This is a genomic window from Pilosibacter rotomagensis, assembly GCF_045062245.2.
Classification (GTDB): Bacteria; Bacillota; Clostridia; order Lachnospirales; family Lachnospiraceae; genus Pilosibacter.
This window is the reverse complement of record NZ_CM170323.1, coordinates 876,976-890,237: the sequence shown is the minus strand read 5'-3', so window position 1 is coordinate 890,237 and position 13,262 is coordinate 876,976. Positions and strand designations below refer to the sequence as shown.

The window sequence follows — 13,262 nt, the reverse complement described above, 5'->3', positions numbered from 1 at the left end:
CTGACAGACTTAGAACGCCGGATATACCGTCATTGTGTAGAAAATGTTCACGACTGCGAGCAAAATACAGATCAGCCAGCCGCTCTTAAAGAGTGCCTTCAGGTCATATCCGCCTTCTCCCATGCACATGGCAACAGCCGGAGTCGCCATCGGAGTCATGAAAGCAGTCTGACAAGCGGATGCCACGCACATGACGAGTCCCATCGGCGCAGCCCCCAGGGACTGGCAGGTCAGAAGACAGATCGGGATAAATACTGCCTGGACAGAACGGTTTAACATAAACTGGGTCATCAGGAACGGAATTACAAAGAACAGTGCTCCGAGAAGGTAATTGTTGTGGGTTCCTCCGACTGCTGCAGCAAGCCATCCCCCGATCGCCTCGCCTGCTCCGGTGTTCACAAGACCATTTCCCAGGGCGAGCGCTCCTGCGTAGAGGATCAGCATTTCCCACGGGATCTCTGACAGTGCTTTTTTCTGATCTACAACTCCGAACATTGCCATGAGGATGCTTCCCGCGAGTGCGATCCACCAGGACGCAATGTGAAGCTGTGTGGAGAAGATCAGACCGAGCATGGTGACGATGAAGATCACGATTCCGATCCTGTCAACGGTCGGCGATAATTTGCTGGAGATATCTTTCTGCTCCTCGATCTCGGCCAGATCGGAGACCGCCTGCTGCGGACACATCTTCGGTCCGATCGTCATCGCCCAGATCAGGCAGAGGATGATCACCGGGAATCTCGCGAAGAAAAAGCTGATCGGGGTAAATTCCAGCCCGGTGAACTGATATGTCTCGAGATATCCGTTAAACTCTCCCGCTTTCTGGATCGAAGTCGGAAGCGGAAGTGCAAAACAGCAGGCAACCACGATCACCATCAGCGGGAAAATGTATTTTGAACGGCTGTATCCCGTCCTGTCACATAATGCGCAGAGGAGCGGACCAATGATCGCGTAGACCACCATCGGGCTGTTCATAAAGTTTGTCAGGAGCACTCCCAGCAGGAGATATCCGAAATATACCTTCATAAAAGAACCATTTGTCAGCTTCAGGAGCCAGTCACACATCAGTTTTACAAGAGATGTGCGGCGGAATCCCGACGCCACCATGAAACAGGCGCCCATCAGGATCGTGTTGACATTTGCGAATCCCCCAAGTGCTCCGTTCGCATCCACACACCCGGTAATGTAAAGTGCGCTGAGTGATAAAAGTGCCGTGACCCACATCGGGATCGTGTTGATGATATAGCTCAAAAGTGTCAGTGCAAAAATGACCATACAGATGACCAGTTTGTTATCCATCTTGTACTCCCCCGTATTATCTGAACCTGCAGCGATCTATGGAAGCATCTCTTTGATCTGCTGCTTTCTTCCAGTTATTTGATGAAACTTACCTGCGGATAGATCTCCTCTAACGCTTTATCTTTTCTCTCGTTAAATGTGACCTTGTTTTCCTCAAAGAGATTTCTTCCGTCCGGATCAATGGAGACAATTAACGGTCCAAGTTCCTTCACATCACAGTGCCATAAGGTCTCTGGCATTCCGAGGTCTCTCCACTGTGCTTCCACGATCTGCTCAACATGGGTTGCGGCAACAACAGCACATCCGGCCGGGAATACGCAGTGAATCGCCTTGAAATTCTTGCATGCGTACTCTGTATTCGGGCCCATGCCGCCTTTTCCGATGATCACGCGGACGCCGGTCTGCTCCACAAATTCCTTCTCGAACTTTTCCATTCTCATGCTCGTTGTCGGTCCAATGGAGACCATCTCAAATTTGTCATCCGGAAGCGGCCGGATGATCGGTCCGGCATGGAAGATCGCTGCATCCTTTACATCGACCGGGAGTTCCCTGTGCTCTTCCACGAGACGGCGGTGTGCCACATCACGGCAGGTCGTCATGCTTCCGTTTAAATATACGATATCACCGACATGGATTCCTTCCAGATCCTCAGCGCTGATCGGTGTTGTCAGAATTTTTTTTCCGTTCTTTACCTCAACCATTATAAAGTCACCTCCGAATGTGTTGTGATCGTGTAATTTAAGTCTTTATCAAAGATAATGTGTCCGCGGCGGTGGGACCAGCATCCAACATTTACTGCTACACCGATGGCAGATGGATGTCTTGCGGTATTCTCGATATTAACACCCATAACAGATGCTTTTCCGCCCATTCCCTGCGGTCCGAGACCGATATCATTGATACCTTTTTCAAGAAGTGCTTCCATCTTTGCGGCGCGCTCATTCTCATTGTGGCTTCCTATCGGACGCATCAGTGCTTTCTTGGAAAGAAGTGCTGCGGTCTCGACAGATGTTGCGACGCCGACGCCAACAAGAAGCGGAGGACATGCGTTTAAGCCATAGCTTGTCATAACGTCAAGGACGAATTTCGCGACGCCCTCATATCCGGCACCTGGCATTAAAACCATCGCCTTTCCAGGAAGTGTGCATCCGCCGCCTGCCATGTAGACATAGATCTCACACTGGTCGCTGTTCGGGACGATATCCCAGAATACGGTCGGTGTTCCTTTTCCGACGTTCTTTCCGGTGTTGTACTCATCAAAAGTCTCAACACTGTTGTGGCGGAGCGGGGCATCCACAGTCGCACGGACAACCGCTTCCTTTAAAAGAACTTCCAGATCATCGATCAGCGGGAACTTTGTTCCGCATTTTACCCAGAACTGGATCACACCGGTATCCTGACAGCTCGGTCTGTTTAACTCAGAGGCTAATCTCTGGTTTAAGTTCATTGTCTCATAGATGGACTTTGCAAGCGGGTTTGTCTCCGCCTCTGCTAATTCTGAAATTTTTGCCTTTACATCGTCCGGGAGATGCTTTCCGATATAGTCCGTAAAATGGGCGATATATGTGGTAAGCTTCTCCACCTGCTCCTCTCTGTTCATCATATAACCTCCTTAAAATTTTTGACTGTTCGTGCTTTAATTTTGACTTCCGGCAGCCATTTGCTTTTCGTCTGCATGTTGATTTCTTGCATTTGATATTTTATTTTTTATCATGTATACAATTTATGTATTTAAAATAAAACAGTATGATGAAAAAGTCAATACCAATTTTACTTTTTCATCATACTGTCTAATTTGTAGCTTATGTTTTTGTGCATTATAGATAAATTGTATTTATTTTCTGTACCGCGTCAGCATATCCTCCAGGCTTCTCCTGATATGTTTCTCCATCTGCGCTCTCGCGGTCTCTGCGTCCTTCGCCGCAATCGCCTCATAAATTTTCTTATGTTCCGCAAACGATTTCTTCGCGTACTCCATCTCCGTCGTCTGGACTCCCATGGAAAGTCCGTTCCAGAGTTCTGAGAGCATTGTCACAAGCTTCTCATTCCCCGACGCATTCCAGATCTCGTAATGGAACGACTGGTTCATATCCGAATATCTGCTGCTGTCTCCGGAAGCGAGCATCTCCTCCGATGCCTTCAGACAGTTTTGCAGGGCAGAGAGATCTGCCCCGGTTTCCACGCAGAGCACACAGGCGTACCCTTCAAGCACTGCCCGGATCTGATAGTGATCCCGCAGCGTCTTTTCCGTAACCCCTAAAACGGTGGCTCCTTTATTCTGTTTCAGCTCTAAAAGCCCATCCCTCGCGAGGATCTGAAACGCCTCCCGCACCGGAGTGATCGACACCCCAAGCTCCTGAGCCGTCGCCTCGAGCGCCAGCGTCTCGCCTTCCTTAATCTGTCTCGATATAATTGCCTTTCTGAGCGCCGAAGCAACCCGCTCCCTCGCAGGCATCAGTTTTACCGGTTTTAATCCAAGCATATGATTCCATCCATTTCAAATATTATGGCATAAGTATACTTCCGAAATCCGGACAGCGCAAGTAGCTTCACGCTAATTTCCAGCACTTAGGCAGTGGCATATTTCCCATTTACTGTCTCACAGGCCCATTTAAGTTTTTCCGGAAGTATCGCTCCCTGACACACAAGTTTCAGACGGATAAAACCTTCGGAATCCCCATCAGACCACGACAATACTAAAACGATTCACATAACCTATAACCACAAACTCTTTATTGTCACATTTCAAAAACCGATATATAATGGATATAGGGTCAAAGCACGCACAATTTTCTTATTATCATTTTCACAGGAGGATTTACCCATGAGCGACAAGACCGTTGTATTAAACGCAAAAAAAATGAACTTTGACGGAAATCTCGACTTTTCTGTTCTCTCTTCCGACGTGACCGTCTACGATGATACCACACCGGAACAGCTCTTAGAGCGCATTGAGGGAGCTGATATTATCGTCACAAAGGAGATGCCGGTGAACAGTGACCTGATCCGCAGATTTCCAGCTTCCGTAAAGCTGATCTGTGAGGCCGGTACCGGATACAACAATCTGGATCTTGATGCCGCAAGGGAGAAGGGGATTACCGTCTGCAATATCCCGGCATACAGCTCCGAGCGCGTAGCCCACACGGCGGTCATGATGATCTTAAATTTAAGTTCCACCATGCAGGTCCAGATGAAAATGCTGGCAAACGGAAACCATGATAACTTTACGAAAAATCTCCAGGTTCCGCACGTTGAGGTAAACGGAAAGACTTTAGGAATCATCGGTGCCGGACATATCGGAAAGACTGTAATGAAGATTGCAAAAGCTCTTAATATGAACATTCTCGTGTATACAAGAACACCGAGAGCCGACGAAGACGGCATCCGCTATGTGGATCTTGAGACAGTCTTAAAGAACAGTGACTATGTTTCCCTGCACTGCCCGTTAACTCCGCAGACAAAGCATATGATCAATAAAGAGACTCTTGCGCTCATGAAGCCGACCGCATTCCTGATCAATACCTCCCGCGGTGCTCTCATCGATGAACCGGCTCTGATCGAAGCGCTTGAAAAGCACCAGATCGCAGGCGCAGGCCTCGACGTCCAGGAAACTGAGCCGCCGAAAGCCGACAACCCGCTCTACACCCTCGACAACGTGATCCTCACCCCGCATATGGGCTGGAAGGGACTTGAGACAAGACAGCGTCTCGTTTCCATCCTTGCCGGAAATGTAAAGGGATTCCTTGAAGGGAAACCGGTGAATGTAGTTTCATAACTCAAATATAAGGAACTTTTCATCTTTTAAGATGATATAGTTCCTTTTTTATTACTGTTTGCGCAAAGCGTGAATCGTAACTTTTTTTAACTACTGTACAGAAAGAATCCTTGAAATATTCTCGCAATTCATGTATGATGGAGTTATGATTTGAAAAGAGGAGGAATTCCCATGATTTGTATCAAGAATGGAACACTTCACACAGCGGTATCAAAGGAAACTTTTATCGCTGACATCCTGATCGACGGCGGAAAGATCGTAAAGATCGGAAAAGGTCTCTCTGCTGACGGTGCTGAGGTTATCGACGCCACCGGACTCCAGGTTTATCCGGGATTTGTTGAGGCCCACTGCCATATCGGTCTTGACGGCTACGGGATCGGCTACGAGGGACATGACTACAATGAACTGAATGACCCGGTAACTCCACAGGTACAGGCGATCGACGGAATCAACCCGTTTGACCCGTGTATGAAGATGGCCGCGAAAGCCGGTGTTACCTGCTTCGCAACCGGTCCAGGCAGTTCCAACTCCATTGGCGGAACCTTCGCTGCTATCAAACCGGTTGGAACCCGTGTTGACAATATGATCGTAAAATTCCCGGTCGCTATGAAATGCGCTTTCGGTGAAAACCCGAAACGCTGCTACCAGAAACAGGGAATCTCCAGCCGTATGACAAATGCCGCAAAGATCCGCGAGGCTTTAAATAAAGCGAAGGTTTACAAGGCAAAGATCGAGGCGGCCGGTGATGATGCTTCCAAGCTTCCGGCTTACGACCAGAAGTCCGAAGCTCTGATCCCGGTATTAAACCATGAGATCCCGTTAAAAGCCCATGCCCATCAGGCAAACGATATCTTCACTGCGATCCGTATCGCGAAAGAATTCGGTGTCGGCCTGACTCTGGAGCACGTGACAGAGGGCCATATGATCGTGGATGAACTCGCGAAGGAAAATCTCCCGCTCGCGGTAGGTCCGACCTTCGGACATGCCTCCAAATTTGAGCTTCAGAATAAGACCTGGGAGACACCTGGCATTCTCGCGAAAGCCGGATGTCATGTTTCCATCATCACAGATGCGCCGGTAACTCCGCTCCACTACCTGCCGCTCTGCGCAGGGCTCGCTATCAAAGCCGGTATGGACGAGTATGAGGCACTCCGCGCCGTAACCATCAACCCGGCCGAGCATATCGGCATCGCTGACCGCGTCGGTTCTCTGGAAGAAGGAAAAGACGCCGATGTTGTCATTGTTGACGGCTGTCCGTTTGATGTGACAGGTGTGATCCAGCACGTTTTGATCAATGGTAAAGAAGTTTAATGAGACTGCCTTTCATTGATTATTTCTCTGAATTTTTAGGTTCATAAATGATAAAAACTCCCTCTCTGTGCGTTTATCCCATAAACTGCAAAGAGGGAGTTTTCTCACCTGGCTGTTCTCTTATTTATTATTTTGTCTTTCCGTCCCAGCTGCCATCTTCCGTCACAAAATACTCATCCGGCGTTTTTCTTCCGATAAACATCATTCCTCTTGTTCCATCAGAAACCGGATTGAAGAAATACCATCTTTCATTGATGAGTACCCAGCCAGTCTGCATTCCGGAATTTTCGTCCATATAGAACCAGCCCCTATAACCGGCATCATAGAAAAGTCCAACACGCAGATATCCCTGCTCATCAAATGTATACCAGCTTCCGTTGATCAGTTCCCACTGATGCTCAACCGTCTGCATATTATCGTGCTCTCCCACGATCATCTTTCCTGCCGCATAACTGCCATCGCTGTATCTCAGCCACCAGCCATTCTTATCCTTCATCCAATGGCTGTGTCCATCGTTTACCGCTTTGTTCGCAGCGCCCGGGATAATTCCCTTTACAGGATCAATATATCCCTTTTTACTGTCACGGCTGATATCCGGCTTTCTTTCACTGATCTCCGGTTTGGAAGAGTCTGAACTGGATGAACCAGTTCCACTTCCTGGTCTTGAGCCATTGTTTTCTCCGGAATTTCCACCATCTCCAGGCTTTGTGCCGTTATCTTCTCCAGCATTTCCGCCATCTCCAGGCTTTGTGCCGTTGTCTCCTCCAGTATTCCCGCCATCTCCGGGCTTCTCCGGTCCGTCCACAGGCGGCTTTTCTGCCAGTTTCGGAGTTCTTCCGGAAACCTCCGCCGCAGGTCCCGCATTTTCTGTCTCCGTCTCCTTCAGACGGATCCATCCGTGATACAGGGTATCCGGCTGGCAGTCATCTTTCCGGTTGTTGTCTGACCAGGTGGTACCGTCAAAACTGTACTCTGCGCCCTCGACAGCCCCGATCTCAGCTGTGAATGTTTTTTCATCACCATTCAGCTGGAACGTAATCGTTCCCGCAATCGGATGCTGCTCATTCTTGTCATTCAGAGAGATTACGACCTGAATATCCGGTATCTCATAGTTTTCCGTAAGAACGCCACTGACCCGGATCACTGCTGATGCTCCGATCTGTGATCTGTCATTCTTCTTCAGCGCGAATTTTAACTGCGTCCCCTCTACGGCAATTTTCTCTTCCAGAATGCCGGACTTATCCGATATGATATCGGCATTTCCGCCAGAAATCTCTCCACAGTCTTCCGAGAATCCGGAAAGAACGATCTCCTGCTCTCCGCTTATTCCATAGCTGTACGCCTCAGAGATCTCCGGAACAGAGGGCGCTTCGGCTTTTTTGATGCTCTGTCCATCAAGAATGAACTTTCCTGCTTGATCCAGAACGTAATTCTTTGCATTTTCCGTATCGGATAAGGAAACCTCTACAAAAGCTTTTTTATCTGTTCCCGCATTTGCATCTTCAAATTCTGCTGCTGCAGAATAATCCTTTGACTCCAGAGTATCTCCGTTTGCAAGACCGCCAAAGCTTACTGATCTCACATTCACGTCAGTTCTTCCGTCATAGATTTTTTCCTCCAGTACAATGCCCGCCACAATCACCGTTTTGGGAATAATCTTCCAGGAAGAAATATTCTCTCCTTTCTGTGAGTCATCCTCATAAAAAGCTTTTACAAGATAACTTCCCACTGTTTTCGGTGCTTCCGTACCCCATGTATTTCCACCATCCACACTGTACGTGTAAGCCCATGTCTCATCTCCATCCACATTTCCCGCAAATGTTCCCTTCGGAACTGGTGAGCTGCCATATTCCACATCAGGTACCGTCACAGATATCTGCTTATCCACGATCGTTTTGTCTGCCACTGTCACCGTTTTTGTCTCGGAAGTTTCAATATATCTGCCATCAACAGCAGCTGTTTTCGCCGTGATCGTGATGATCGTCCCGACAGCGGTACCAATAGGGATCTGGATCTCATTTCCTGAAGCAGTCTGCTCAGCTCCATCCCCGATCTGATAAGAAATTCGGATCTCCGGTACATCCTCAAGTGCAGAAGAAAACGCATTTTTCGCTTTTGCCGAAACAGTTATCCGCTTTCCTGCAACCTGCGTCTCCCGGTCAAGTTCCATAGTGAGATCTGGTTTTGCCGCCGAAACAGTAACCGAAACTTCTTTTTCAGTCGCTCCCGTGTAGTTTTTCGTATCCTCCGGGGTAAATACTACTGCGCAGGATGTATCTGGATAAAGTACAGAATCTGGATCCTTAAAGCTCCATTTTCCATCCACAATCATCTGCTTCTGCTCTATATATTTTGGATTGATCACCTTTCCTCCAGAGATCACCGCATCTTTCAGGGACTGTCCATACTGAATATTTACCGCAGGATTCTCCTCGACTTTCGGAGTTGACGGTAAAACTTTAATCTTAACTTCATGGTAGATCGTCTCATACGTATCGCGGTACGCTGGCTTTGGCGTAAAGTGGCACAGAGCTTCATCTGTTCCCACTTCCGGCCATGCGACATCAAAACCAAAGTCGCCAGGTATAGTTCCAGATTGTCCGCCCTGCAGTCCGGCATTTGATGCCCGTTGACCATAATAAATCTCCCTTATAGCTTCCGGCCATTTTACAATCTGTGGATTACGTTTTTTTACAGTCACTGAGATCTGTCCACTCTTGACCCGGAATCCGTTTCCGTAATATTCCGCATAGATCTCATGTGTTCCCAGCGGGAGAAGTTCTTTTCCGATCGGAAACGATGTTTCGCCTCCCGTTGATGTGATCGGACTTCCCACCGCGGCTTTATCTACATAAAACCGGATCTGTCCACTCATTCCTTCCGGAACCGTCATCACAGCCGAAACAGAATCTCCAACTTCAATTTCTTTTGAACCAACCGCAAGACCTGTCTGGATCTGTTTCACTGTTACCTTGGCGGATGCAGTTTTATTATATGACCTTAAGCCCGCTGTCACGCTGAGCGTTTCCGCTTTCTCATCCGCACCTACCGTCAGAATTCCCAGCGAACTGATCTTTGTATCGCTGCTGGTATTTCCGGATACCCGCCAGTCCACCGTCGGATCCTTTGCTCCTTTAACAGCTGCGGTAAACTGTTTTGAACTTCCAGGATACATTACCTCCGTCTTCGGCGTCAGTGAGATCGAAGCGGCCTCTCCGCTCTCATCGGCCTGAAAATAAATGACCGCGCAGCGTCCCATCCTTGTGGTCTTCTGATTGATCTCCTTCGCTGTAACCTTCTCATCTGCGGAACTCGGTCCGTGCATGATCAGCGCTCTCTCGTTAATATAAAACTCCACATCATCATTTTTTGATCCTGCGCCGACACCGCTGGTCGTTTTTTCGCCAGCGTACCTGTCTCCTCCCTTTCCTTCTGTCCTTCCTCCGGTAATCGTTATCCTGCTCTTCGCCCAGCTATTATATCCGATTCCGATACCAGCAGAGCCCTGGCCTCCGACAGCCTTTACGGTTCCGCCGGAAATATTGATATTGACATTTCCGCCTGCCTGACTTGCGCTTCCGATGCCGGCACCTCCCCAGCCGCCGTCAGCTTCCACGGTACCTCCTTCGATCGAAATGGAGAAATTATTATTTGTTACCCGTGCGTCTCCGCCGATTCCCGCCGCTTCATATTCACCTTTAGCAATAACTGTTCCGCCTTTTACAGTAATGGAACCGCCTCTGATTCCGGCATAATTGATCTGGCCAGACTTATTTCCTTCCGCACGCAGTGTTCCCGCAGAGCTTCCATCACCCTGAATACTCGTGATCGTGAGATAAGAATTGTCCTGCACATACACACAGTTCCATTGTTTGGAACACATGGAGTTTTCCCCATCCAGGATCAACGTCACATTTGCTTTATTCCCGATCCTGAGCGCTTTGTTTCCATTCACTTTTACGCTATGGAGCGTAATTACAGATGTTCCGCCCTGAACCGTGATCTGGTTTCCAGTCGTCTCAATGCCCTCTTTCAGGGAGATCTCGTATTTTCCGCTGCCCGTTATGGTCAGTGTTTCGTTCTCATATTTATAATCTGTTCCCAGGATTCCGCCGCTCACGATGAAGTCACCGGTGAGTCCTTCGCCCTTATACTGGGCTGTGACCACAGCATCTTCTGATCCGATCGTGAATTTTGTCGTGCTGCTGTAGCAGTTTTCAAAGGTTCCTGAGCCAGAATCCAGCGTCCATGATGAAAATTCTGATCCCGCCGGTAGAAATGCCGTGATCTCGATTACATCTCCAGTTCTATATGCTCCGCTTCCAGTTCCATTATTTACCGTGAGGCTGTGCCCGGAAACATAGACCGCCTTTACGGACAGGCTGCTGTTTACTTTAAGCTGTGCCGTTTTCTGACTGGCCGTTCCGTTTAAGAATTCTCCGTTTCCGTTCGTGATCTCCCAGCGATCGAAACATAATTTATCCGAAGATTTATCTTTCGCTGTGATCGTGACAGTACTTCCCGGCGCATAGTTTGCCTGTTCCGGGGTGATGGTTCCGTCAGCAACTGTAACAGAATATCCACCTGTATAGTTCGCCTTGATCTCTGTATCCACATCGGACATCGTAAATGTTGTTCCGGAAGACAAAGGATCCGCGAACGTTCCGCTTCCGTTTTCAACCGTCCATCCTGCAAAATACAAGGTTCCTCCGGCTCCATCCGTGATCTCGGCACTCGCGCTGACCGGCACTTTCTCACCCTCCGCAAATTCGGACTCTGTTGAGGTGATCGTTCCTCCCGTAACAGTAAGGTTATGCGGTGTTCCAAACTTTACACGCATATACTTCTCTGACACGGGCTCATATTTTTCTTCCCCGCGCAGCCCGAGAACCGCGCTTCCCGGAGCTGAGTTTCCTGTATACAGTGTCGCTGTTTTTCCATTTTCAGGCGCTATCGTGATAGGACTCTGACAGATTTTTCCTGTGTCTCCGGACACCGTCGCTGTGACATTTCCTCCTGTGATCCGAATATTCGGTACCGAACTAACATAAACGTCTGTCGAGCCAATACAATAACCGCCCCCGCTCTTGATCAGGTTTACATTTCCACCGGAAATGACCAGATTATCTGCACTCCCCGTACTTGTGCTGCCGGCAGCACCAGCTCCCAGACAGGTTCCTTCTCCATTTGACCGCAGGGTCAGATCACCGCCGGAGATCGTAATATTTTTGCCTACCGGCACAGAATATACATAGCAGCTGCCACCGATCGCCGCAGACCCGGAGCCGGCTGTGGCATCCAGACTTCCGCTTCCTGTTATCTCCAGCGGAGTCCCATGATTATCGATCGCCGCCGCAAGCTCAGCGCCCTTAAGAATATTTCTGCCTTCCAGATTTAAGGTCACCTTTTTAAGTCCCGCATCGATATCAATTGCGGGAACCTTCTGTACATTCGGATAAATATTGAGCTGTTTCAAAGTAACGGTACAGCTGCTCTTGATCTCAATAAATTCCCATGTCGCTGTCCCAGAATCTGCCATTGTAACTGTATATGGACCAGCTCCGGCGATCTCAACTCTTCCGTTTCCAGAATAGGTAACACCTTCTTTTGGAGTAACGGTAAGCTTCCCATTTCGTGTCTGTTCTCCATACTTGATCACCACACGGCTTCCCGGATACTCGATGGTCTGCTCCTTTCCAATATTGACCGTGTATGTTTTGGTTTGATCAACTCCACGGAATTCTGCCGTTGCTTTTTCTATTTCACTGGCTTTCAATGTAAAACTATTATTCTTACCATCGACCATCTTTGGACCGATTGCAACAGCATTCACGCTACGGTTATACTCTCCGCCCCGTGCCTCTACATCTCCGCCGGAAATCACAACAGTTCCCGATGTTCCCTTATATCCACCACCGATTCCAGCTCCAACAGATGCTGCTGCATAAACAGATCCACCAGCGATTGTAATCATACCACCGCCAATTCCCGCCGAACCAGATCCGATTCCGGCTCCACTGTCCGATTCCGTTCCTTTTTCCAGTCCTTTATCTGTCAGACTCATTCCAGAACAAGCTGCCACCGTTCCGCTTTCGATCGTGATCTCGCCATGTCCCTCTCCGCTGTTTCCTCCGATTCCCGCTCCATAAGCGCGCGCAAACGCATACAGGGTAGCCTGATCAGATCCTGCCTTGATCGTCAGGCTGCTTCCTTCCGGCACATGGATCGCCGCGCCGGAATCGCTGACTGTATACAGGTTGTTCATTCCGGAGAGAACCAGCGTCACATCCGCTCCCTCTTCAAGTTCAATACAGGACATTTTAACTGTATTCGCATTTGCGGTTTCAATTGACACACCCTTTAAAGTGATCGTCGCAGAAACATCCTTCTTCACCGTGATCACATGATCCGTTATATGGGCCGTTCCAGTCGTCTTTTTATATGTGCCGCTGATCGTGTAATCGCCATCCCGATCAATGATCACTTCCCCATTCTTCAGATCATACTCCTTTGCGGCACTCAATGTCCTGAGAAGCGCATTGGAGTCCGATGCCTTAAGCTTCAATAATTCATCTTTTTTCGCCCTCTGCGGTTTTCTCACCGTGTCTGACTGTGTCGCTTTCTCCTTCACTGCATCACTCGCCGTATATACTTCAAAATCAGTATCCGGTCGAATCATAGCTGATTCCGCATACACTGGTGATATGATCGTGGATCCCACCATCACTGCCGTCAATAATCCTGCCATCCATCTTCTAAAATTATATCTCATGCGATCCGCCTCCCTCTTATCGTCAAGTCTCTGTCGCCAGAATATCATTAGAAAACAAGGCGTATCAATCGGTTCGACACAAGATGTCAAAATTCTGCACGAAAT

General features: G+C 48.6%; 7 protein-coding genes. 2 read left to right on the top strand and 5 right to left on the bottom strand.

Going from position 1 to position 13,262, the window contains the following annotated elements; genetic code table 11:
• Positions 1–9 precede the first annotated feature (9 nt).
• The 4 genes from ACI3EW_RS04030 to ACI3EW_RS04015 all read right to left on the bottom strand — a co-directional run bounded on the left by ACI3EW_RS04030 (position 10) and on the right by ACI3EW_RS04015 (position 3,781).
• Positions 10–1,299, bottom strand: a complete 1,290-nt coding sequence (locus ACI3EW_RS04030) for an SLC13 family permease (RefSeq protein ID WP_405579563.1) — start codon at positions 1,297–1,299, stop codon at positions 10–12.
• Between the two features lie 74 nt (positions 1,300–1,373).
• Positions 1,374–2,000, bottom strand: a complete 627-nt coding sequence (gene ttdB, locus ACI3EW_RS04025; protein ID WP_215704627.1) for a L(+)-tartrate dehydratase subunit beta — start codon at positions 1,998–2,000, stop codon at positions 1,374–1,376.
• Positions 2,000–2,902, bottom strand: coding sequence for a L(+)-tartrate dehydratase subunit alpha (ttdA, locus tag ACI3EW_RS04020; protein WP_345941794.1), 903 nt, complete (start codon positions 2,900–2,902; stop codon positions 2,000–2,002). The genes ttdB and ttdA overlap by 1 nt, the downstream gene beginning before the upstream one ends.
• A 231-nt stretch (positions 2,903–3,133) precedes the next feature.
• A complete protein-coding gene (locus tag ACI3EW_RS04015; protein WP_405579559.1) occupies positions 3,134–3,781 on the bottom strand; it encodes a GntR family transcriptional regulator in 648 nt (215 codons plus the stop codon).
• Between the two features lie 342 nt (positions 3,782–4,123).
• On the opposite strand from ACI3EW_RS04015, the gene ACI3EW_RS04010 reads away from it, so the two are divergent.
• Complete coding sequence (locus tag ACI3EW_RS04010) at positions 4,124–5,074, top strand: 2-hydroxyacid dehydrogenase (protein WP_405579556.1); 951 nt, start codon at positions 4,124–4,126, stop codon at positions 5,072–5,074.
• A gap of 171 nt (positions 5,075–5,245) precedes the next feature.
• Positions 5,246–6,385, top strand: coding sequence for an amidohydrolase (locus ACI3EW_RS04005; protein WP_405579553.1), 1,140 nt, complete (start codon positions 5,246–5,248; stop codon positions 6,383–6,385).
• Positions 6,386–6,512: 127 nt separating this feature from the next.
• Here the strand turns inward: ACI3EW_RS04005 and ACI3EW_RS04000 are convergent, their stop codons facing one another.
• A complete protein-coding gene (locus ACI3EW_RS04000) occupies positions 6,513–13,157 on the bottom strand; it encodes an InlB B-repeat-containing protein (protein ID WP_405579550.1) in 6,645 nt (2,214 codons plus the stop codon).
• Positions 13,158–13,262: the final 105 nt, after the last annotated feature.

What these genes read in the sequence shown, in the direction of transcription:
- ACI3EW_RS04030 (WP_405579563.1), bottom strand. Translation starts at nt 1,299, where the DNA reads ATGGATAACAAACTGGTCATCTGTATGGTCATTTTTGCACTGACACTT.
- ACI3EW_RS04015 (WP_405579559.1), bottom strand. Translation starts at nt 3,781, where the DNA reads ATGCTTGGATTAAAACCGGTAAAACTGATGCCTGCGAGGGAGCGGGTT.
- ttdB (WP_215704627.1), bottom strand. Translation starts at nt 2,000, where the DNA reads ATGGTTGAGGTAAAGAACGGAAAAAAAATTCTGACAACACCGATCAGC.
- ttdA (WP_345941794.1), bottom strand. Translation starts at nt 2,902, where the DNA reads ATGATGAACAGAGAGGAGCAGGTGGAGAAGCTTACCACATATATCGCC.
- ACI3EW_RS04010 (WP_405579556.1), top strand. Translation starts at nt 4,124, where the DNA reads ATGAGCGACAAGACCGTTGTATTAAACGCAAAAAAAATGAACTTTGAC.
- ACI3EW_RS04005 (WP_405579553.1), top strand. Translation starts at nt 5,246, where the DNA reads ATGATTTGTATCAAGAATGGAACACTTCACACAGCGGTATCAAAGGAA.
- ACI3EW_RS04000 (WP_405579550.1), bottom strand. Translation starts at nt 13,157, where the DNA reads ATGAGATATAATTTTAGAAGATGGATGGCAGGATTATTGACGGCAGTG.